Annotated in this window: 23 protein-coding genes; 10 read left to right on the top strand and 13 right to left on the bottom strand. The window is 43.6% G+C overall.

Annotation, left to right across the window (positions count from 1 at the left end):
• Nucleotides 1-59 precede the first annotated feature (59 nt).
• Complete coding sequence (arcB, locus tag D6V41_RS12460) at nucleotides 60-2,432, top strand: aerobic respiration two-component sensor histidine kinase ArcB (RefSeq protein WP_136251848.1); 2,373 nt, start codon at nucleotides 60-62, stop codon at nucleotides 2,430-2,432.
• A gap of 23 nt (nucleotides 2,433-2,455) precedes the next feature.
• Here the strand turns inward: arcB and mgtE are convergent, their stop codons facing one another.
• From mgtE to D6V41_RS12400, 12 genes are read right to left on the bottom strand one after another with little or no spacing between them, the layout of a single operon-like run.
• Nucleotides 2,456-3,814 carry a magnesium transporter gene (gene mgtE, locus D6V41_RS12455; RefSeq protein WP_136251847.1) on the bottom strand — a complete coding sequence of 453 codons (1,359 nt, stop codon included), beginning with the start codon at nucleotides 3,812-3,814 and terminating at the stop codon, nucleotides 2,456-2,458.
• 5 nt (nucleotides 3,815-3,819) lie between these two features.
• Entirely contained in the window at nucleotides 3,820-4,098 is a 279-nt protein-coding gene (locus D6V41_RS12450) for an HPr family phosphocarrier protein (protein WP_136251846.1), read from the bottom strand.
• Entirely contained in the window at nucleotides 4,095-4,961 is an 867-nt protein-coding gene (gene rapZ, locus D6V41_RS12445) for an RNase adapter RapZ (RefSeq protein WP_136251845.1), read from the bottom strand. The genes D6V41_RS12450 and rapZ overlap by 4 nt, the downstream gene beginning before the upstream one ends.
• Before the next feature lie 53 nt (nucleotides 4,962-5,014).
• Nucleotides 5,015-5,458 carry a PTS IIA-like nitrogen regulatory protein PtsN gene (ptsN, locus tag D6V41_RS12440; protein WP_136251844.1) on the bottom strand — a complete coding sequence of 148 codons (444 nt, stop codon included), beginning with the start codon at nucleotides 5,456-5,458 and terminating at the stop codon, nucleotides 5,015-5,017.
• 18 nt (nucleotides 5,459-5,476) lie between these two features.
• The gene (hpf, locus tag D6V41_RS12435) at nucleotides 5,477-5,764 is read right to left on the bottom strand and encodes a ribosome hibernation promoting factor (RefSeq protein WP_136251843.1); all 288 of its coding nucleotides are present in this window, start codon (nucleotides 5,762-5,764) and stop codon (nucleotides 5,477-5,479) included.
• 23 nt (nucleotides 5,765-5,787) lie between these two features.
• Nucleotides 5,788-7,311, bottom strand: a complete 1,524-nt coding sequence (locus D6V41_RS12430; protein WP_136251842.1) for an RNA polymerase factor sigma-54 — start codon at nucleotides 7,309-7,311, stop codon at nucleotides 5,788-5,790.
• Nucleotides 7,312-7,358: 47 nt separating this feature from the next.
• A complete protein-coding gene (gene lptB / locus D6V41_RS12425; protein WP_136251841.1) occupies nucleotides 7,359-8,090 on the bottom strand; it encodes an LPS export ABC transporter ATP-binding protein in 732 nt (243 codons plus the stop codon).
• Nucleotides 8,091-8,092: 2 nt separating this feature from the next.
• Nucleotides 8,093-8,734 (bottom strand): lipopolysaccharide transport periplasmic protein LptA, encoded by a 642-nt coding sequence (gene lptA, locus D6V41_RS12420; protein WP_136251840.1) that lies wholly within the window; start codon nucleotides 8,732-8,734, stop codon nucleotides 8,093-8,095.
• Nucleotides 8,703-9,263 (bottom strand): LPS export ABC transporter periplasmic protein LptC, encoded by a 561-nt coding sequence (gene lptC / locus D6V41_RS12415; protein WP_136251839.1) that lies wholly within the window; start codon nucleotides 9,261-9,263, stop codon nucleotides 8,703-8,705. Before lptC ends, lptA begins: the two co-directional genes overlap by 32 nt.
• On the bottom strand, nucleotides 9,260-9,814 hold the full coding sequence (kdsC, locus tag D6V41_RS12410; protein ID WP_136251838.1) for a 3-deoxy-manno-octulosonate-8-phosphatase KdsC: 555 nt from the start codon (nucleotides 9,812-9,814) through the stop codon (nucleotides 9,260-9,262). Before kdsC ends, lptC begins: the two co-directional genes overlap by 4 nt.
• Complete coding sequence (locus tag D6V41_RS12405) at nucleotides 9,814-10,773, bottom strand: KpsF/GutQ family sugar-phosphate isomerase (RefSeq protein ID WP_136251837.1); 960 nt, start codon at nucleotides 10,771-10,773, stop codon at nucleotides 9,814-9,816. Before D6V41_RS12405 ends, kdsC begins: the two co-directional genes overlap by 1 nt.
• Nucleotides 10,774-11,730 (bottom strand): calcium/sodium antiporter, encoded by a 957-nt coding sequence (locus D6V41_RS12400; protein ID WP_136251836.1) that lies wholly within the window; start codon nucleotides 11,728-11,730, stop codon nucleotides 10,774-10,776.
• Between the two features lie 618 nt (nucleotides 11,731-12,348).
• On the opposite strand from D6V41_RS12400, the gene D6V41_RS12395 reads away from it, so the two are divergent.
• The 7 genes from D6V41_RS12395 to murA all read left to right on the top strand — a co-directional run bounded on the left by D6V41_RS12395 (nucleotide 12,349) and on the right by murA (nucleotide 17,204).
• On the top strand, nucleotides 12,349-13,152 hold the full coding sequence (locus D6V41_RS12395) for an ATP-binding cassette domain-containing protein (protein ID WP_136251835.1): 804 nt from the start codon (nucleotides 12,349-12,351) through the stop codon (nucleotides 13,150-13,152).
• The gene (mlaE, locus tag D6V41_RS12390) at nucleotides 13,149-13,925 is read left to right on the top strand and encodes a lipid asymmetry maintenance ABC transporter permease subunit MlaE (RefSeq protein ID WP_136251834.1); all 777 of its coding nucleotides are present in this window, start codon (nucleotides 13,149-13,151) and stop codon (nucleotides 13,923-13,925) included. Before D6V41_RS12395 ends, mlaE begins: the two co-directional genes overlap by 4 nt.
• Before the next feature lie 25 nt (nucleotides 13,926-13,950).
• Nucleotides 13,951-14,475 (top strand): outer membrane lipid asymmetry maintenance protein MlaD, encoded by a 525-nt coding sequence (gene mlaD, locus D6V41_RS12385; protein ID WP_136251833.1) that lies wholly within the window; start codon nucleotides 13,951-13,953, stop codon nucleotides 14,473-14,475.
• A gap of 94 nt (nucleotides 14,476-14,569) precedes the next feature.
• Entirely contained in the window at nucleotides 14,570-15,295 is a 726-nt protein-coding gene (locus tag D6V41_RS12380; RefSeq protein WP_136251832.1) for an MlaC/ttg2D family ABC transporter substrate-binding protein, read from the top strand.
• Complete coding sequence (locus D6V41_RS12375) at nucleotides 15,295-15,609, top strand: STAS domain-containing protein (protein WP_168711024.1); 315 nt, start codon at nucleotides 15,295-15,297, stop codon at nucleotides 15,607-15,609. Before D6V41_RS12380 ends, D6V41_RS12375 begins: the two co-directional genes overlap by 1 nt.
• 26 nt (nucleotides 15,610-15,635) lie before the next feature.
• The gene (locus tag D6V41_RS12370) at nucleotides 15,636-15,887 is read left to right on the top strand and encodes a BolA family protein (protein ID WP_136251830.1); all 252 of its coding nucleotides are present in this window, start codon (nucleotides 15,636-15,638) and stop codon (nucleotides 15,885-15,887) included.
• Nucleotides 15,888-15,941: 54 nt separating this feature from the next.
• On the top strand, nucleotides 15,942-17,204 hold the full coding sequence (murA, locus tag D6V41_RS12365) for a UDP-N-acetylglucosamine 1-carboxyvinyltransferase (RefSeq protein ID WP_136251829.1): 1,263 nt from the start codon (nucleotides 15,942-15,944) through the stop codon (nucleotides 17,202-17,204).
• 41 nt (nucleotides 17,205-17,245) lie between these two features.
• Here murA and D6V41_RS12360 read toward each other — a convergent pair whose 3' ends face one another.
• Complete coding sequence (locus tag D6V41_RS12360) at nucleotides 17,246-18,334, bottom strand: trypsin-like peptidase domain-containing protein (protein ID WP_136251828.1); 1,089 nt, start codon at nucleotides 18,332-18,334, stop codon at nucleotides 17,246-17,248.
• Nucleotides 18,335-18,601: 267 nt separating this feature from the next.
• On the opposite strand from D6V41_RS12360, the gene D6V41_RS12355 reads away from it, so the two are divergent.
• Together D6V41_RS12355 and D6V41_RS12350 are read left to right on the top strand one after the other, a co-directional pair.
• Nucleotides 18,602-19,153: a hypothetical protein gene (locus tag D6V41_RS12355; protein ID WP_136251827.1), complete on the top strand. Its 552-nt coding sequence runs from the start codon at nucleotides 18,602-18,604 to the stop codon at nucleotides 19,151-19,153.
• Between the two features lie 141 nt (nucleotides 19,154-19,294).
• On the top strand, nucleotides 19,295-20,677 hold the full coding sequence (locus tag D6V41_RS12350) for an MATE family efflux transporter (protein WP_136251826.1): 1,383 nt from the start codon (nucleotides 19,295-19,297) through the stop codon (nucleotides 20,675-20,677).
• Nucleotides 20,678-20,840: the final 163 nt, after the last annotated feature.

Raw genomic sequence — 20,840 nt, 5'->3', positions numbered from 1 at the left:
TGAATGCAGAAATCTTGGTAGCATGCAGGTAAATTATTTCGAAGATGTTTGCCCTTCTCATGCAATTAAAGACTCCTCCTGAATCTTGGGCGATTAAGTTCGCGCAATTTGTCGACAAATGCGGCACCTTAAAAGTAAGCATTTTGTTTGTTGTATTCACTTTACTGTTTACCTTGCTTGGTTCATACATTATCAGAGCAAGTATGGGCAGTGATATAGAGATTGACGATTTTATTAGTGCAATTGTACTAACGTTAATCAGCGCGCCCTGGGTCTTATATTTTTTCAGTGAGCTTGTGAAACAGTTGGAGCATTCACGCATCAACCTGGAAGAGGCGGTTTCGCAGCTCGAGCGGTTGCGCCGTCATGATGTCATCTTAAATCGTGAGCTACAAAACAACATCCGTCAGCTTAATTATGAAATTGAGCAACGTAAAAACGCCCAGTTAGAGCGTGAAAAAATGTTTTCTGAACTGGAGCGGCAAATAAAAGAAAAGTCAGAGCAAGAGATGCAGGCCAGAAGACTTTCTACCCTGACTCGTTCGATTATCGATGCCTCGCCAGATTTGATTTATTATCGTAATGAAGAGGGAAAGTTCGCTGGCTGTAATAAGGTGGCTGAAGAACTGACGGGGAAAACAGAGCAAGAGCTTTTGGGGCTTACGCCTCATGAAGTTTACGATGAAGAGCTAGCCAGACAAGTCGCCGCCTCTGATCATGAAGTATTAGAGCGTAATGCGTCTATTACAGAAGAGCTTTGGCTTCGGTTTGCAGATGGTCGCAAACGATATTACGAAATGCAAAAAGTGCCCTTTTACGATAACGACGGCCACAGGCTCGGCTTACTCGCATTTGGAAGAGATATGACCGAACGCCGTCAGGCGCAAATGCAAATCGAACAAGCCAGTAAAGATAAAACGAAGTTTATTGCTACGATATCGCATGAATTACGAACGCCTTTAAACGGTATTGTGGGCTTAAGTCGTATGTTGCGAGACACGCAGCTATCGAAAGAACAATTTGAATGGGTTAGTACAATTTATGCCAGTGCAATAACCTTGGGTAACATTTTCAATGACATTATTGATTTAGATAAGTTAGATCGCGATAAAGTCGAGATCCAGTTAAAAACGGTATCGACCAAGGCCTTTGTTAATGAAATTGCCAGCATTATTCGCTTGCTGGCAGAAGACAAACAACTCGATTTTCATCATAAAATTATTGACCCGGTACCAGTCGCGTTTGAGGCAGACGGCACGCGTCTAAGGCAGGTTTTATGGAACATGTTATTTAACGCGGTGAAATTTACCCCCAAAGGCTCAGTTTCACTTACCATATCTGCAACAAACACCAGTAAAACCACAGCTGATATCCATTTTACAATTCAAGACACAGGCATTGGCATTCCTAAAAAAGAACTCAATAAGATTTTTGCCATGTACTATCAGGTGCAGCGAGAGGATTTCCAATCTGCAACAGGCACTGGTATTGGACTGGCGATTTGTAAGCAAATGGTCGACAAAATGGGTGGTCGAATCGAAGTCAATAGTGAATTAAATAAAGGAACGTGCTTTGAAATCACCTTGCCGGTAACAGTCTCCGAAGAGCGTGCTGTAATGGAAGAGCTGAAGGTGACTGGCTTGAATATCCTTTTGGTTGAAGATATTGAGCTTAACGTCATGGTTGCAAAAGCCCTGCTTGAAAAGCTTGGACAAAAGGTTAGTGTTGCCATGAACGGTAAAGATGCCATCGACATGGTAAGAGCAAATACCTACGACCTTATTCTGCTCGATATTCAGTTACCCGATATGACCGGTTTTGACGTGGCAAGAACCTTATTGGAAGAGGATTTGGTTTTACAAACACCCATTGTTGCCTTAACGGCAAACGTAATCAAAAAGCGGGAAGAATACCTGCAAAACGGTATGGACGACATCATTGCTAAACCTGTCAAGAAAAGCCGCATGATACAGGTGTTTAACGAGCTTTTTGCTCATGAAGACAGCGAAGCAGTAACAATTACTCAATCGAAAAGTGATGACGGCGAATCAAAAGTACGAATTGAAAAAGAAGCGCCAAAAGTGCTGGATGCTGAATTACTTCAAACTCTGATAGAAACCATCGGCGATGATATGGTAAGAGCCAGTTTGGGCGTTTTTCAGGAGAAAATTCCCGAGTATATGGAAGTGATGAAGGTAGCATTAGCAGCCCAAGATAAGGACGAGGTCTGCTCGCAAGCGCATAAGATAAAAGGTGCTGCAGGCTCCGTTGGTTTATCACGAGTACAGAGTACTGCAAACCAGATCCAACAGGGCGATCATCCCGCGTGGTGGGAAAACGTGCATGACTGGATGGAGCAACTGGACATGGCGCTAGAACAAGATGTTCCAGCCCTAGAGCAGTGGTTGCGAGAAAACGAAATTGATGACTAGTACGCAGATTACCAAGCGCTGATTTACAATAAAAACAGAGTGGCAGTGCCTAAAAACGCGAAAATACCAACAACATCCGTAATGGTGGTCAGGATAACACTTCCAGCTAAAGCGGGGTCGATTTTCAGGCGCTTCATAATAATGGGTAAGGTAGCCCCGGCAAGTCCCGCTGCTAGCATATTCATCATCATGGCAAAGGCAATGACAGCGCCCAACATATAGTCTTGTTTCCAAAGCGCGATCACTCCCGCAATCAAAACTGCCCATATCAGACCATTTAAAAAGCCAATGGCTAGCTCTTTTCTAACTAACCAAAGCGAGTTGCTGCCAGTAACGTGGCCAAGTGCCATCCCGCGTATCACCAGCGTTAGGGTTTGATTACCCGCCACGCCGCCCATGCTTGGCACAATCGTATTCAGAATAGCCAACACCGCTAACTGACTTAAGGTGTTTTCAAACATATCACTCACGGCTGCGGCCAATAGCGCCGTGACTAGATTGACGCCTAGCCATACCGAACGGCGTTTTGTACTTTGGCCTACCGGTGCAAAGGTATCCTCTTCATCATCAAGACCCGCCATACTCATCATACTGTGCTCAGCGTCTTCACGAATAATATCGACTACGTCATCGATTGTAATACGACCTACCAGCTTTCGTTCGTCATCTACTACAGGAGCCGAAAGCCAGTTATAACGCTCAAACATACTTGCTACTTCATCATCCGGCATATCGGCTGTCAGTGTTTCAGGTTCATCATCCATGATTTCTTCTACCGATACATCTGGATTTGAGGTAAGCAAGCTTGATAAAGAAACGGTACCAATCAAAATGTCTTGTCGGTTGACCACGTATAAAGTATCGGTGTTTTCAGGCAATTCGGTTTTTAAGCGCAGATAGCGCAACACGACATCTATGCTTACGTCTGGACGAAGCGTAATGGTGTCGGTATTCATGATAAAACCGGCTGTTTCTTCTCCGTAAGAAAGCGCTTTTTCAGCCCTGAGCCTGTCTTGCGCATCCATCGACTTTAAGATGCTTTGTAATACGTCTTCCGGTAACGAGCTTAGCGTTTCTGCCAAGTCGTCGGTATCCATATCCTCAAGCGCATCAACGACATTGGACGGTACCATTTTAGTGATGATCCCGTTTCGAACGTCCTCAGAGAGCTCCTCCAGCACATCACCGTGAAAATCGGCATCCAATAGACGCCATAACTCGTCACGGGTTTTAACAGGAGACGATTCCAGCAGCAAGGCCACATCAGAGGCAGGCAAATCCAGCAAAAGGCGTCGCACACGAACAAATGCGCCTGCATTTAACGAGCGACTGATTGATTCCAATCTGGCCTGAGTATTACTTAGATCAGCAGTTTCCGACATGCGGCTTATTCTTCTTCATCAAATTTGTTTTGAACGAGTTCCTTTACGGCGCTCATGGCAGATTCAGCGTCTTTCCCTTCACAGGTAACTTCGATAGTTTTGCCCTGTCCGCTTTCAAGCATCATAAGCGCTAGCACGCTGTTGGCAGGCGCGGTGTTTTCTCCCTGAGTGAGTAAAATATCGGCTTCGAATGTGTTTGCTAACTGCACCAGTTTTGTTGCGGCTCTCGCATGCAAGCCCAATTTATTAATAATGGTGAGTGATTGCTTTATACGTTTTGTCATCCGTTTGTCTCACCTTTAATTTTTTTAAGCTCACGATGCTTTACCTGAACATCTCCATGCGTTGCCTTAAAGGCTTCTGCAAGAGAATTGGCGACAAAAACGCTGCGGTGTTGTCCGCCAGTGCAGCCAATGGCGATAGTTACATAACTTCGATTGTTTCGCTCCAGGTGAGGAAGCCAGGTCGTGATGAGATTCTGCACTTGCCAAATAAACTTCATTACCAGGGGCTGTCCGGATAAAAAGACTTCGACCGGTCCATCTAAACCTGTCAGAGGACGCAAGTCCGGGTCCCAATGTGGGTTGGGTAAAAACCTTACGTCGAAAACATAATCTGCGTCTTTGGGTATGCCGTATTTGAAGCCAAAGGATTCAAACAGTATGACAAGGTCTGTGCTTTTTTTCCCTAACACCCGTTCTCTGATAAGTTCAGCTAAATCATGCACTGACAAACTATCGGTATTAATAGTCAGATCAGCTTTTTCGGCAACAGGTATCAGAATTTCTCGTTCGGCATTGATTGCGTCGGTCAGAGAATGTGATTTTTTAAATAGGGGATGTAAACGCCGCGTTTCGCTATAACGCTTGATAAGTACATCGTCACTGGCATCAATATAGATGATGGTGATATCCCAAAATTCCGGCAGGTAATCGAGTATTTCAGCCACTTCCTTTTCTGCTTTGGGCATGTTGCGCACGTCAATACTGACAGCGACGAGTTCGTGCTCGTCTGCCAAGGTATGAGTGAGGGTAGGGAGCAGATTAACCGGGATATTATCAACACAGTAATAACCAAGATCTTCCAAAGAGCGCAGAGCAATAGATTTACCAGATCCAGATCGACCACTTATGATCAACAACTTCATCCCTAGCTCCTGTCTGAATAGATATCAGGTTTTATGTTAGCGATGCTAAAGATTTAAGCAAGCGCTGCGACGATTTGATTTTTATTTTCTGCGTTTCGTATTGCTTTTACAATCTCTTTGTCGCTTAACTTCCTCGCGATCCCTGCTAGCGCTTTAAGATGTGTTTCTGCCTCTTCATTGGGTACTAAAATCGCGAAAAATATATCAACAGGCTTGTTGTCAATCGCGTCAAATTCGATGGGCTCGTCGCTTGTTACAATAATGGCTGCAATTTGGCTCAAACCTTCTATTCTGCCGTGAGGAATGGCGATACCGTTACCAATACCTGTACTTCCCATTTTTTCGCGATTCAGCAGGCTGCTCAGCACTTCGTTTTGATCCAGTTGAGGATTTTGTTTGATCGCAATCTCGCTAATGATTTCGAAAATGCGCTTTTTACTATGGCAATCGACCGAACATTGCGTTCGGTCGAGCGATATGATGTCTGATATGATCATATAGAGTGTTATTTAAAATTAGTGACGTCTAAGCTTTTCTTTATGCTTGATAACCTGTCGGTCAAGTTTATCAATAAGTGAGTCAATCGCCGCGTACATATCTGTATGCTCAGCGTTGGCGAATATTTCGCCACCGTTTAAATGGACCGTGGCCTCCGCTTTCTGGTTCAATTTTTCAACATTCAAGATTACATGCACATTGGTGATATGATCAAAGTGGCGCTCAAGTTTTTCAAACTTGGTGTCCACATAATTACGCAATGAATCAGTAATATCCACATGATGACCGGTTAGGTTAATTTGCATAATGCTAGGTCCTCTTGTTGCGTCTAAATTAGACTCTTTCTTTGATTGGAAGGGGGAATGTTTAACGATTCCCTGTATTTTGCAATCGTTCGCCTTGCAACCTGAATACCTTGCTCAGCGAGCAATTGCGCAATCTTGCTATCACTTAGTGGTTTGTTTGCTGGTTCAGCCGCCACCATTTTCTTTATCAATGCTCTAATGGCGGTAGACGAGCAATTTTCACCTGACTCTGTTGCCACATGACTTGAAAAGAAATACTTAAGTTCAAAGATCCCACGTGGAGTGTGCATATATTTCTGGGTGGTTACCCGCGAAATAGTAGACTCGTGCATATCCACCATTTCGGCCACGTCATTGAGCACCATAGGCACCATTTTTTCAGGCCCTTTTTCGAAAAACTCTCGCTGCTTTGAAACAATACAGTGCGACACTTTAAGCAAGGTCTCATTGCGACTTTCCAGGCTTTTAATAAACCATTTCGCTTCTTGTAAATGAGACTTTATAAATTGTGAATCGTTCGGATTCTTGGAGGTTTTTCCTATTTTTGCGTAGGTCTCGTTAACAGAAAGCGCAGGCAGAGCATCATTATTCAGCTCGACGGTCCAAACGCCATTTTTCTTGTATACGTTGACGTCAGGAATTACGTATTCGGGTTCTCTGGATGATATGGCGCTTCCCGGCCTCGGATTCAAGGTTTGAAGTAGGCGCATGACTTCTCTGAGCTGTTCTTCTTTGAGCTTGGTCTTACGCATGAGCGTTCGATAATCTTTGCTACTTAACAGATCAGAATGTTCCTGAATAAGCGCTTTCGCTTCTTCTAACCAGGTCGTGTTGGCATCAAATTGTTTGAGTTGAATGAGTAAGCACTCTTGAACACTGCGCGCGCCGGCCCCAACGGGGTCGAGCATTTGCACGCGTTTTAGCACGCACTCCACTTCATCCAATTCAACTTCTTCATCATCCAGGCTATCTAATATGTCTTCACAACTGGTAGTCAGGTAGCCTGATTCGTCTATCGAATCAATTATCGCAATTGCAATGGAGCGGTCTAATTCAGAAAAATGCGTTAATTCAACCTGCCACATTAGATGATCTTGAATAGTTTCTGAGGTTTCGCCCTGAAAGACATAATCATCATCGGGATTAGTGCCAATCATACGTATTGGAGCAGAGCTTGACCCTAAGTATTCTTCCCAGGAACTGTCTAAAGGTAAATCATCGGGCAGATCGCCTTTCTCAAGCGCGTCATGGCTGTCCATATTATCGGAGCCAGATAATTCATTGTCATTATTTGAGCCAGATTCGGCTCCATTTAGCTGAGCGCTTTGGTCATCTCTGTCATTTTTGTCAGAATCAGACTTTTGATCGCTGTCTTTGCCGTCTGAATAATCGGGTTCGGCCATCTCTAACAAGGGATTAGACTCTAAAGCTTCTTGAATTTCCTGTTGTAAATCGAGCGTAGAAAGCTGCAACAGTTTGATCGCCTGCTGCAATTGCGGGGTCATAGTAAGCTGTTGGCTAAACTTCAGTTGTAACGAGGGTTTCATTCACTTCCTTTGGTTACGATTCGCTCTTTTATACGCCGATAATAAACCTAGAGGGCAAACTGTTCACCTAGATAAACATCTCGAACGGTTTGATTGGCTAAAATTTCATCAGAACTACCTGATGCTATTAGCTCTCCGTGGCTCACAATATAGGCAAGCTCACATACATCAAGCGTTTCTTTTACATTATGATCGGTGATTAATACACCTATACCGCGTTCTTTCAATTGGTATATGATCTTCTTTATATCATTAACAGAGATAGGGTCAACACCTGCAAAGGGTTCATCGAGTAAAATAAATTTCGGATTTGCAGCTAAGGCCCTCGCTATCTCAACTCTGCGACGCTCTCCCCCGGACAGACTCATGCCCAAATTATTTCTTATATGATTAATATTAAAGTCATCTAGCAATTCATCTGCCTGCTGCTCTTGCTGGGCTTTACTCAGTTCTTTTCGGGTTTGCAAAATGGCAATCAGGTTTTCGTATACCGTTAATTTACGAAATATTGAAGCTTCTTGAGGTAAGTAGCCAATCCCTTGACGCGCTCGTTCGTGCATCGGTTGTATTGAGATATCGAGCTGGTCAATTAAGATTTCGCCTTTATCAAGCGCTACCAATCCCACAATCATATAAAAAGTGGTCGTTTTGCCGGCTCCGTTAGGGCCTAATAATCCTACTATCTGTCCTGTAGCGACTTCTATGCTTACATCACGCACAACTTGCCTTGATTTATAGGATTTTGCTAAATGCTTGGCAATAAGCTTACTACTGGTCACGGCTAATTCTCATCATTATTTTGCTGATCATCGTTTTCCTGAGGACTGCCGTCGTCTCTCTTATCTTCATCTTTGTTTTCAAACGCCCCCGGGCTGATAACAGTTCGCACTGATTGCTCGCTGTTATCGTCTGTTGAAGCGAGAATTTGCTCCTTTGTCATGTCAAACACAATGGAGTCACCTGTCACCTGCACCTCGTTTTGCATAATCAGTGCATTGCCTTTTAATGAGATCGTTCGTGGTTCGACTAAATAAGTAATTTCGTTCGCTCTGGCTTCAACCATTGTGCCATCGTCTTTGCGCTGTTTATAACTTGCTGGCTGGCCGCTTGCCATTATAATTTCCTTTCCAGGGCCTCCTCCTGCATCGACTTCCACTCGGTCAGCGAGAAGCTCTAAACTTCCTTGTCGAATAATGACATTGTCAATAAAGATTGATGTTTTATTTTTCCCATCGAGATTTTGTGTGCGTGAATCCAAAGATACGGGCAACTGAAAGTCGGTACTGATTGTGCTGTTAGACGCATCAATCGGCAGCGCCTCGGTTTCCTGAGAGCGCTCATCGGTACTTTGTGCCACAGATGCACCAATACAGCACGAGAGAATAAGGCTGCTAGCGATTTGGATAAAACTTGGTTTGAACATGCTCTCTTAACTCATATTGTTGTGTGACTAAATCGCCGTAAAGACCGATACTCTGCACTCGGTAGTCTATTCCGCTAATATTAACAATTTGATCAGATTTTAGCGTTTTTTCTTGCAAATTGATTTCAATGAATTCGGTAGTAATTTCTTTGACAAATTCACTTGTGCGAAGATTCACTATTTTTACGTTTTTCTCTAACTGAATGCGATTGTTGTTATAAAGCGTGCCTTCATCAGCCGTTATTCGCCAGGGCTCTCCGTCATCCATATATAGCGTATACACAGGCTTTTCGAAAACAGCAAAACCGAGCTCATCGTAGTGCTCCATTTTTGCTGCGGCTACCTGATGACTGAGCTTGCCCGACTTATCAAAGAGTTTACTATTTAAATTGACTGCCTGATAGTTCGGAATCAATGGACTGTCATCTTCGCTTATTTCGGTATCGACATCGTCATCGAGCAAAATAGGCAAGTATAGAAGAAAAACCACGGTAAAAATAAACGCGACGCTGTAACCGATTCGGTTCATAAGCTCGCCCCATGCGTCATATCCAGTAAGCCTTTTGCCTGTAAAATCAAATCACAAAACTCTCTTACAGCACCTTGTCCGCCATTAAGAGTTAACTGCACGTTAGCATGCTGTTTAATAAAGGGGTGGGCGTCTGCTACCGCAACTTTCAAGTGACTTAATTTATACAAGCCCATATCAGGCATATCATCACCAATACTGGCAACCTGTTCACTGCTTATATTCAGTGATTTCATAATGTCGATGAGCGCATGATATTTATCTTCTTCGCCCTGTACAATAAATTTAGCGTTTAATGCTGACATGCGGTCTTCTACAATTTTTGAACGCCGACCGGTAATCACCGCAATGTCTACACCGCACTTGGCAACGGCCTTAATTCCGTAACCATCTTTGACGTTAAAAGCTTTAAGTTCTTCTCCATTGTTGCCCATGTAAATCGCACCGTCAGAAAGCACGCCGTCCACATCCAGTACGAGTAATTTCAAAGATGCACAAGCGCCCAAGATGTCTTCATCAATTGGTCCATAAAGCGTATTTACTGTTGCCATCAAATCACCCCGGCGCGCAACAACATATGCATGTTGATTGCCCCTATCGCCCGCTCGTTGGCATCGGTAACTATCAGCGCATTTATTCGTTTCTCTTGCATTAAATTCAGTGCGTCTATTGCAAGGCTGTCAGCATCTATAGTAATTCCATTTTTGGTCATTACTTCTTTAACGCAAGTGGTGTGTAAATCAATTTGCTTGTCAAAGGTGCGCCTTAAATCCCCGTCTGTGTATATTCCTACAACTTTGTCATTTGTGGTAACAGCGGTAATACCCAAGCCCTTAGATGACATCTCCAGTAAAGTTTCTCCAAGTGTTGCAGAAGAGGCAATCAAAGGCACATCATTGCCGGTGACCATCACATCTTCGACCTTCAAAAGCAGTCGCTTACCAAGGGCGCCACCGGGATGTGAGAAGGCAAAATCTTCTGCAGTAAAGCCTTTCGCTTCTAAAAGCGATATTGCCAATGCATCCCCTAAAACAAGGGTAGCGGTTGTACTGGTAGTGGGGGCAAGGCCAAGTGAACACGCTTCTTTTTCCACATGTAAAAAGAGACTTTCGTTAGCGAAACGAGTCAGACTGCTTTGCTGATTGTTTGTAATCGCGATAATCGGTAAACCAAGACGTTTAACGGCAGGAAGCAAATTTAACAGCTCACTTGTTTCACCAGAGTTTGAAATGGCAATAAGTACGTCATCTTTACTGAGCATGCCAAAATCACCATGATTGGCTTCTCCGGGATGCATAAAAAAAGCGGGTGTGCCTGTACTGGCTAAAGTGGCTGCTATTTTATTTCCGATGTGTCCAGACTTTCCCATGCCAGATACAACAACTTTACCCTTGCAACCAAGCAGCAAGTCGCAAGCACGAGAAAAGCTAACGTCAAGTTTATCACTTAATTGGCGAAGTGAATTAATTTGTAATTCGAAGGTGCGCCTTGCGGACTCTAAATACGTCATTTAACTGAATAACCAAATTTGATAAGCGATAAAGGCCAGCACAAAAACGCCGCCTTCTATGCGAGTTAGCTTACTTGCGCCTCTAATATTAAAACAAAATACAAACAATAGCACTGTAAGGCCAAGCATCACCATCGCATCCCGACTGGCCGCGTTTTCATCAAGCAATCCTGGTGCAATAAGTCCTGGCATGGCCAACACAGCTAACAGGTTAAAAATGTTTGAGCCAATGATATTGCCAAGCGCAAGGTCATCCTCTCCTTTCATTACTCCTGCTATGCTTGCTGCCAGTTCGGGTAGCGACGTACCTATTGCAATTATGGTCAGGCCTATTACCAGTTCACTTATTCCAAAATAGCGCGCTATTTCCACCGCAGCGTCTACTAAAAAATTGGCACTTAAGGGTAAAAGTATCAAGCCAACAACTACCCAAAATACGGCAACGGAAGTGGTTACACCCTTTGGTATTTCAGTTTCTGTCTCTGCGATTAAGGGGTCGTTTTTCTCAACTTTGAATGAAAGCACTGCCATTCCCGCAATAACCAGAATAAAGAGTGTAATAAGTACAATCCCTTCAATCCGAGATAAATAGCTATCGTCAATAAAATAAACCGCTAACAGAGAAATAACCAGCAAGACGGGTAATTCGCGCTTAAGCGTAATTGAAGAGACCATCAGGGGTTTGAATAATGCTGTTAAACCCAGCACTAATGCGATATTGGTAATATTCGAACCAATTGCATTACCTACGGCGGTATCCACATTACCGTTTATCGATGCCGTTGCAGCCACCACTATTTCAGGCGCAGATGAACCCATTGCGACGATTGTGAGACCAATCATCATGGGCGAAACACCGATGTTTTTTGCCAGCGCTGATGCGCCGTAGACAAAACGATCAGCACTCCAGCTTAAAATTACAAGACCAACAATAAAGATTATAAAATGTATTACCACAGGTTTCTTCTAATTATATGAGCGACATACCAAATACGTGTCGCAAATTGTAACATTTTAGATGTAATAACCCACAATTATGTTCATAGAAATAAGCTATAACAACAAATTAGATAAAATAGTGCATTTTTATACGGCAGATTGACTTGAAAAAGGCTAAAATATCATTACTTCTGGAAGCTAATTAGAGCGTGTTTACCTTTGTTTATTAATTGTGCAGTAGGCCATTTACTTGCTAGACAATCAAAAATTTGCGCAGTTTGGTGCTTCCAAATAAGCGGATTTTTGGGCAGTATAGCAAGTAAATGGCCACTGCCCTGCGGGTTGGGCCTAAAATTGGCGATAACTGCGTTATTCCTAATTCGTTTGGAATCACCAAACTTCATTAGTAATGCCTTGTTCTCGCCAATTTTAGACCCCAACACAATTAATGAACAAAGGTAAACACGCTCTAACTATCTCGCCGAATCATTGTCATATCTCCCGCACTGTGAATGACTAAAATTTAATGATCACTACGTAATGTTCTTGGGTATTGGAACGAGATAGAAATAAAAAGGAAATAAGGCGCTCAAACTATCCAGGCCTGGCCGGTTGGTTTGTATCGTAAGCAAAAAGATGTCTGAACATATAGTAAGCGTAAAAAACATGACTTTTAGCCGTGCTGAGCGGGTGATTTATGACGGTATTTCTCTTGAAGTAAAAACCGGTAAAATTACTGCCATCATGGGGCCAAGCGGGATCGGAAAAACGACACTTCTTAAGCTCATCGGCGGGCAACTGACACCAGACAAAGGCTCTGTCATTTTTCAGGGAGAAGACGTGCACGGTGTCTCTCGCAATAGACTTTACGAATTAAGACGCAAAATGAGCATGCTTTTCCAAAGCGGGGCTTTATTTACTAACATGTCTGTTTTTGACAACGTCGCGTTTCCGTTGCGCGAACATACCAAACTTGACGAAGACATTATTCGCACCGTGGTCATGTTAAAGCTTGAAGCGGTAGGGCTTCGCGGTGCTGCGCATTTGCAGCCAAGTGAATTATCTGGTGGTATGGCGCGGCGCGCTGCACTGGCTCGCGCAATTGCATTAGATCCAGATTTAATAATGTATGACGAACCTTTTGCCGGACAGGATCCGATTTCGATGGGCGTTTTAGTCGAACTGATTAAATCCTTAAGTAAAGCGCTGAACGTCACCTCAATTGTAGTCACGCATGATGTCAGTGAGGTACTCACTATTGCCGATTATGTTTATATTCTGGCAAATAAAAAAATCATTGGGGAAGGCACACCTGAGCAAATTAAAGACTCAGAATCTGAACTCGTCCAGCAGTTTTTAAATGGCAATGCAGATGGCCCTGTTCCTTTCCATTTTCCGGCAGACAATATCAGCGACAGTCTGATTGGAGCAAAAGCATGAGTTTTTTGCATGACTTGGGTCGTTCAACGCTTCAAAAAGTGTCCTCAGTCGGCGCGTCCAGTATTATGCTTTTTGGAGCACTTTTCGCGTTCCCGAAATGGAAAAATATCAAATTAACCATTGAGCAAATGTACGTCGTTGGCGTTCAGTCGCTGCTGATAATCATGGTGTCGGGACTTTTTATCGGCATGGTTATGGCACTTCAAGGTTATACCATCTTGGTAAACTATGGCGCTGAGGGAAGTTTAGGGCCAATGGTCGCATTATCCATACTGCGAGAGTTAGGTCCTGTTGTCACGGCATTGTTGTTTGCCGGTCGTGCAGGAAGCGCGCTAACTGCTGAGATTGGACTAATGAAGGCTACAGAGCAACTAAGTTCACTCGAAATGATGGCGGTTGATCCCTTAAGACGCGTAATTTCGCCTCGTTTTTGGGCAGGCGTGATCAGTATGCCAATGCTAGCTTTGATATTTTCAGCGGTCGGTATTTTAGGCGGGCATGTTGTTGGCGTGGACTGGCTTGGCGTTGATTCAGGAAGTTACTGGTCAATCATGCAGTCGACTGTTGAATGGAATAAAGACGTCGTCAATGGTGTTATCAAGAGTATAGTATTTGCGCTAGTCGTCGTCTGGATTGCGCTGTACAAGGGATATTCCTGTATTCCAACTTCCGAAGGTATCAGTAAGGCAACGACTCAAACAGTCGTTTTCTCATCCTTATCTATTTTGGGACTAGATTTTGTGTTAACTGCGCTTATGTTTGGTATTAGCTAAGTGCGTTTATTTATTAGGATTATGAATGATTAGCAAACGAACAGAATTGTGGGTAGGAATTTTTGTCGCCTTGGCAATTGGCGCTGCATTACTGCTTGCTTTGAGAGTGGCCAATCAGGGCATGGCAGGTGGTGGAGAGACTTATAAGCTAACGGCTCGCTTTGATAACATCGGCGGATTAAAGCCCCGTTCTTCAGTAAAAGTCGGCGGCGTGGTAGTGGGGCGAGTATCTCGTATATATCTGAATGAACAAGATCTGGTTCCCATGGTCGAATTGGAAATATCGTCAGAATATGAGCAGACTTTTCCTGATACCAGCAGTCTTTCAATTTTGACTTCTGGTTTGTTAGGCGAACAGTTCATTGGTTTGCAACCGGGTTTTATTTTTCCGGAAGATTTGGAAATGATTGAGGAAGATGGTGTTTGCCAATCAGCACCATATGAAAACTGCCCGTATTTAACTGAGGGCGAAGAAATATTCGATACCAAATCCGCGCTTGTATTAGAGGATTTGATTGGTCAATTTTTGTTTAACCAAGGTAGCGACTAAAGGTAGCGACAAAAAAACACTTGTGTGTTGAAAGCCACTAATTTTGTTTAAGAGAATATATAGAATGATAAGTTTAGGTAACAGAGTACAAAATATGACATATTGGTCCAAATTACATAAAGGCTTTACCAGCCTGTGTGCTGCATTGCTCATCGTTGCCACCGGGTTGTCTAACGCAACGGCGCAGCAAAAGTCAGATAGTGTAGACATGACTGACCCTTATATGATGGTACAAGAAGTGGCTTCTAAAACCTTCGACAGGATCAAAGCTGAGCAGGAAAACATCAAGCAGGACCCTGAGATTTTGCGCACTATCATGGAAGAAGAGTTACTTCCTTATATCGATTACCGCTTTAGTGCATTCAAAGTGCTTGGCAAGTATGCAAGAACAACCGAGAAGAAGGATTTACTGGAGTTTGTATCGGTGTTCAGACAGTATTTGATCACAAGTTACGCCGTAGCAATGGGGTATTATGATGACCAAGTGGTGGAGTTTGAACCCGCTTTTGACTACGAAGATCGCACCGATGTAACTGTGAGAGCCACTATCAAAGACGGAAACCGACCGGATATCAAAGTTGCTTTTAAAGTACGTAAAGATCGCAAGAGCGGCGAGTGGCAGGCATACGACATGATTGCGGAGGGCATTTCTCTGCTTTCTTCCAAGCAAAGCGAATTTGAAGGTATGCTTCGAAAAGACGGAATACAAGCAGTCATTGCAAATATGAGAGAAAGCATCAATCAGCCTATTAAGTTAAGCGATGGTGAAGCACCCGCTCCCGAGGTTAGTGATGAGGAAGACGACGAGGAAGACGAATAGTGCAGTTGAGTTTTTCTGATAAGGATCAGGCGCTGATAAAACTGAAGGGTGAGTTAACACTTGATACGCTTTCTCAGAACCTGATTGCTATGTTGAGCAATAAAGACTGCACAACAATTGACAAAGCGAAAAAAGTGGATATCAGCCTGAATCAGGTAGAGCGTGTCGATACCGCAGGATTGGCTTGGTTGATAAACGCGGTACGTGATTTCAATAAACGCGATGTTAGGGTATGCTTTTTACACATCCCTCAAAAATTATCTGATTTAGCTAAGTTAAGCAACGCCGAGGCTTTGCTTAGTACCAGTGAATAACTCAAACCAGCAAAAAGAGGCACTACATGACAAATGAAGAAGTCGCAGATTTAGTAAAACAAGCGACCGGTATAGAGCAAGTATTCGTTAAAAGCGAAGGCACCCATTATCAAGTTATTGCTGTTGACGATCAGTTTGAGACAATGTCTCGCGTCAAACGCCAACAAATGATTTCTTCCCCCTTGTCCAAACAGATTGCCGATGGCACTATTCACGCACTTTCTGTTAAAACGTTCTCAAACGCACAGTGGCAGCGAGAAAAGCTTTTCAATCAATAAAAATAGCTGACAGCGAAAGTTGTATAAGCAAAGCAAAGATTAGGTATTAATATCGTGGATAAATTGGTCATCAAAAAAAGCCCGCCATTGAAGGGCAAGGTTGTCATATCAGGTGCAAAAAACGCGGCGCTTCCCGTTTTAATATCTAGTTTGTTAGCAGACTCTGCCTGCACATATACAAATGTGCCCAACTTACGCGATATCAATACGACCTTGTTACTGCTTAAGGACTTTGGCGCATCTACGAATCAAACGGCACAAAACACCGTAGAAATCGACGCTAGTCGCTTAAATAGCATCACCGCATCTTATGAGCTTGTTCGCACCATGCGAGCCTCTATCCTGGTTTTGGGTCCTCTTTTAGCCAAACACGGCAGGGCAAACGTTTCTCTCCCGGGTGGTTGTGCCATTGGTGCGCGTCCGGTCAATCTGCATTTAAGCGGATTGGAAAAAATGGGCGCGAAGATTGATGTTGAAGAAGGGTATATCAGGGCATCGGTAAATGGTCGCTTGAAAGGTGCGCGTATCTTTATGGATATTGTGAGCGTTGGAGCCACTGAAAACCTTATGATGGCAGCGGCACTTGCAGACGGCACCACCGTTATTGAAAACGCCGCCAGGGAGCCTGAAATTGTCGATTTAGCCAATTGTTTAAACGCGATGGGCGCAAAGGTGTCGGGAGCAGGTTCAGATAATATTACCATTGAAGGTGTTGAAAGCTTGCATGGTTGTGAATACAGCATTTTGCCAGACAGAATTGAGACAGGCACATTTTTGGTCGCAGCGGCGATATCTAGAGGCAGTATTCGTTGTGAGAAAGCTGCGCCACATACGCTTGATGCAGTGCTAAGTAAATTGGAACAAGCAGGCGCGACGATTACAACGGGGGATGACTGGATAGAGCTTGACATGCAAGGCAAGCAACCAAAAGCCGTATCACTTAAAACCATGCCACATCCTGGTTTTCCTACTGACATGCAGGCTCAGTTTGTTACCTTAAATGCCTTAGCTGAAGGGGCTGGTGTGATAACCGAAACCATTTTTGAAAATCGCTTCATGCATGTTCCTGAACTCCAGCGCATGGGAGCAAAAATTGATTTAGAAGGGAATAATGCGGTGACCTCTGGCGGCTCTAAATTAAAAGGCGCTCAGGTAATGGCGACTGATTTGCGAGCATCCGCAAGTTTAGTAATCGCAGGACTTGTTGCAGAAGGGGCAACAACGGTAAACCGTATTTATCACTTAGATAGAGGATATGAGCGCATTGAAGAAAAGCTTGGTGGGCTAGGCGCTAATATCGAACGGGTTCACGGTTAAGCAACAATTTAAAAAAAGAAACTACCTAGTGGCGTGCGGTGTTAGCCGCGCGCGATCATTTGCGGCAAAAGTTCACCAACGACCACTGTCATTTCAATAATTTCACCATCTCGGCTCACGACCAAGGTCATTTCTGAGCCGGGCTTAGTTTCAGCAATCAAGTCTCGCGTTTTTGCCGCGCTATTCACTTCGGTTCCATTGATTTCTAATAAAATGTCGTTGACTTGTAGTCCCGCTGCCGCGGCAGGACTATTCGTGCTAACTGAATCAACTACTATTCCGGGGTTGTCTCTTAGCTCACCGCCGGTAAACCCCAACTGTCCTCGGGTAACTTTACCGTTAAGTATAATTTCGTCCATAACCCGTCTTGCTAATTCATAAGGTACAGCAAAATTAACACCATCAACACTTGTGACTCTGCGTCGCTCGTCAATAGTTTTAAAGTTAGCGTTGGTGATCCCTACAAGATAACCGTTGCTGTCAACCAAAGCTCCGCCAGAATTTCCCTGATTAAGCACAGCGTCGGTTTGAATAAAATCAAAGAATGTAGAAAACGTGCTTAAGCCGGCACGACTAACGATACCTGATGTAATGGTTTGACCAAGGTCTAGAGGGTTGCCTATTGCCATCACAACATCGCCCACTCGCAAATCAGGGTTTTCCATTTGCGGGATGACATGGAGATCTTCAGCAAAAACACGCAATACAGCCAAATCGGTAATTTCATCAAAACCCACTAATTGGGCCTGCAGCAAACGACTGTCTTGCAAGGTTACGTAGATGCTGTCGGCATTTTGTATAACATGATAACAAGTCAGCAGATAGCCATCGTCACTCATAATGACGCCAGAACCTAGCGATGTGCGTTCGTAAGTTCGACGGCTTCGAAATATTCGATTGTCGTTTTCCAGACTAATACTGTAAATATTGACTACGGCAGGCGCACTTCTTTCAAGCGCGTCGTAATAGCTCATTCGAGGCGGTATCGTTTGGCTATTTTTGAAAATGTTTAAATCCAAACCCGCACCTTGCCGGAATTCCGGAAAAAAGGCGAGCAAAATGGCAGCAACCACAATGCCAAGCATTACGGGTTTTAAAACGGCAATTAAAATTCGACTAAATAAGGTCATGCTTTCCAAACGTTTACAGCTTAAGTTTTGATCATAGCAAATTTCATTAGCAGGTGTTTATTTTTGTTTATAGATTGTGTTCTCGGCAATTGTAGGCCTAATCCAAATATTGGTCACAGATAAACAGGCTCTACATGCAATATGTTTCATCTGCTTTTTCTTATTTATTAATAAAATAAAATCGAGCAATTATTTTTGTCCCTAAGTTAAATCGTTACCGTATAACATTTCGATTTTATCACTCTCGTTATGTTATAAGGAAACAATATGAAACTAAAAAGTTTGGCAGTATTACTTGGCGCGGCTTCGTTATCGTTAAGCGCAGTGGCCGATGTCAAGGTTGTTAATCAAGGTTTGAGCGAGCAAGAAGTTTTGAATGCTCAGCAAGGTTGGTGTAACGCTTTGCTAGAAATCAGCAGCACAAATCAAGAAAAGGGACACGATGCTGCCAAGGCATTGGCAAAAGACATCATTGACGCCGCTTATGGTTACCAAATGGGTGCGGTACTGTTTAAACCTACCTTAACTGTTGTTCCTCAAACATTCCGTCCTACCAGCGAAGGTGCTTTATCTTATTTTGTAGGCGGTGATGACAATTTCCCTAACGACAAAGGTTTCGCTTTAATGGGCTGGACCAAGTGCGAAGTTGAAAATAACGCGGTGTTTATTGCGGGTGACAGTGCTTCAACCATTGGTAAAGTGCATTTCACCAATAAAGACGGTGTAACTTCTGTGGATAAAACATGGGGCTTTGTTAAAGATGACGAAGGCGTAGTACGCATTGTCCTTCACCCCTCTTCTTTAGAGCACAAAGGCTAATCTTAATAAGCCACTAAATTTCTAGCGGGCAATTTGCCCGCTTTTTTTGATTTTAGTTTTATTGAATTTTGTTTTTGTGATCATAAAAAAGCTCGCCAGACTATGCATTAGTTCTATAAAAAATATGAGAATGCTTTTCACATGGCAAAAAGCGATAGGGATTTAACGCAAGGATCAATTTATCAATCAATCGCCAATCTAACCCTGCCCATGGTGGCGGGGATCGTTGCTGTATTTTCTGTCTCAATTGTCGATACGTATTTTGTTGGTAAATTAGGCACAAACGAGCTTGCAGCGCTTTCATTTACCTTTCCGGTCACCATGGCAATCGCAAGTTTAGCAAGCGGGCTGGGGGCAGGAGCGGCGTCAGTTGTATCTCGTAGCGTTGGCGCAAAAGATAGAAGCACAGCCAAACGCCGTTCAACAGACAGTTTAATTCTGGCAACGCTTATCGTTTTAGTAATATCTCTGGCAGGCTTTTTCAGTATTGAGCCTTTATTCGGCTTATTAGGCGCAAAAGGTGAAGTACTGCAACTTCTCACGCGTTACATGCAAATTTGGTACATTTCGATGCCATTTTTGGTTATCCCGATGGTTGCTAACGCAGTGATCCGCTCAGTAGGAGATGCCTTTTGGCCAAGTTTGATCATGATAGGAGCAGCGGTGGTTAACGTTGCCGCTACACCACTTTTGATTTTCGGTTATGGCCCTATTCCATCTCTGGGTATTGAAGGGGCGGCTTACGGAACCTTAGTGGCTCGAATTTTAACCTTTATTTTCGCCCTTTATTTAGCGTATTTTCGCGAGCAGCTTATTGTAATCGCGCTGCCGCCTATTCAGGAGCTGATGGCATCTATAAAAGAGGTGCTAAAGATTGCCTTGCCCGCAGGCGCGGGAAGCGTTGTTAATCCCATTGGCATTGCAGTGGTGACTTCGATTTTAGCCTCTTACGGTGACGCTACTGTAGCCGCTTTTGGCGTGGCAACACGTATCGAGTCCTTTGCGTGCATTCCCATGCTGGCGCTGTCTGCTGCAATAGGCCCAATTGCCGGACAGAATTGGGGGGCAGGTAACAGAGGGAGAGTGTTGGAAGCACTTAAAAAATGTTATTTGATTTGCTTTGTCTGGGCGCTGTTGCTTGCTGTGATCTTTTATTTTGCAGCCTTGCCTATAGCAAATGCGCTTGCTTCATCAGAAAAGGTGGGAGAAGAAGCCTACCGTTACCTATCAGTCGTCACCTTGAGTTTGTTTGGCTACGGGATTGTGATTGTGTCGTCAGCCGCATTTAATTCTTTAGGGCATTCGGTAACTGGACTTGCATACTATCTTATTCGTACCGCCATGCTTTACGTTCCCTTGAGCTTTTTTGCCAGTTTATATTTTGATAGCCAGGCGATTTATTACGCAATTGCGGCGTCAAATCTGCTTGCTGGCGTCATTGTTGCCAGCTTTTGTCTTTGGTGGTTAAACAAAGCAAAGAAAGAAGACTGTGTTCCGCAGCTTTTTTCAGAAGACATTGTATAATTTTGCTATGCTTTTGCTACAAATTGGCTTTAATTTTGTTTCAGTGATAAACAATGTAAGCGCTGTCGTTAACCATCACATGTTTTAAGCAACACAGCATAAATCCATTTCCTCATTATAAAAAAGCCGCCATTAAAGTGGCGGCTCTCGACGTTTTAATATA

Source organism: Ningiella ruwaisensis, assembly GCF_004798935.1.
Lineage (GTDB): Bacteria > Pseudomonadota > Gammaproteobacteria > Enterobacterales > Alteromonadaceae > Glaciecola > Glaciecola ruwaisensis.
This window is presented reverse-complemented; position numbering and strand designations above follow the sequence as displayed.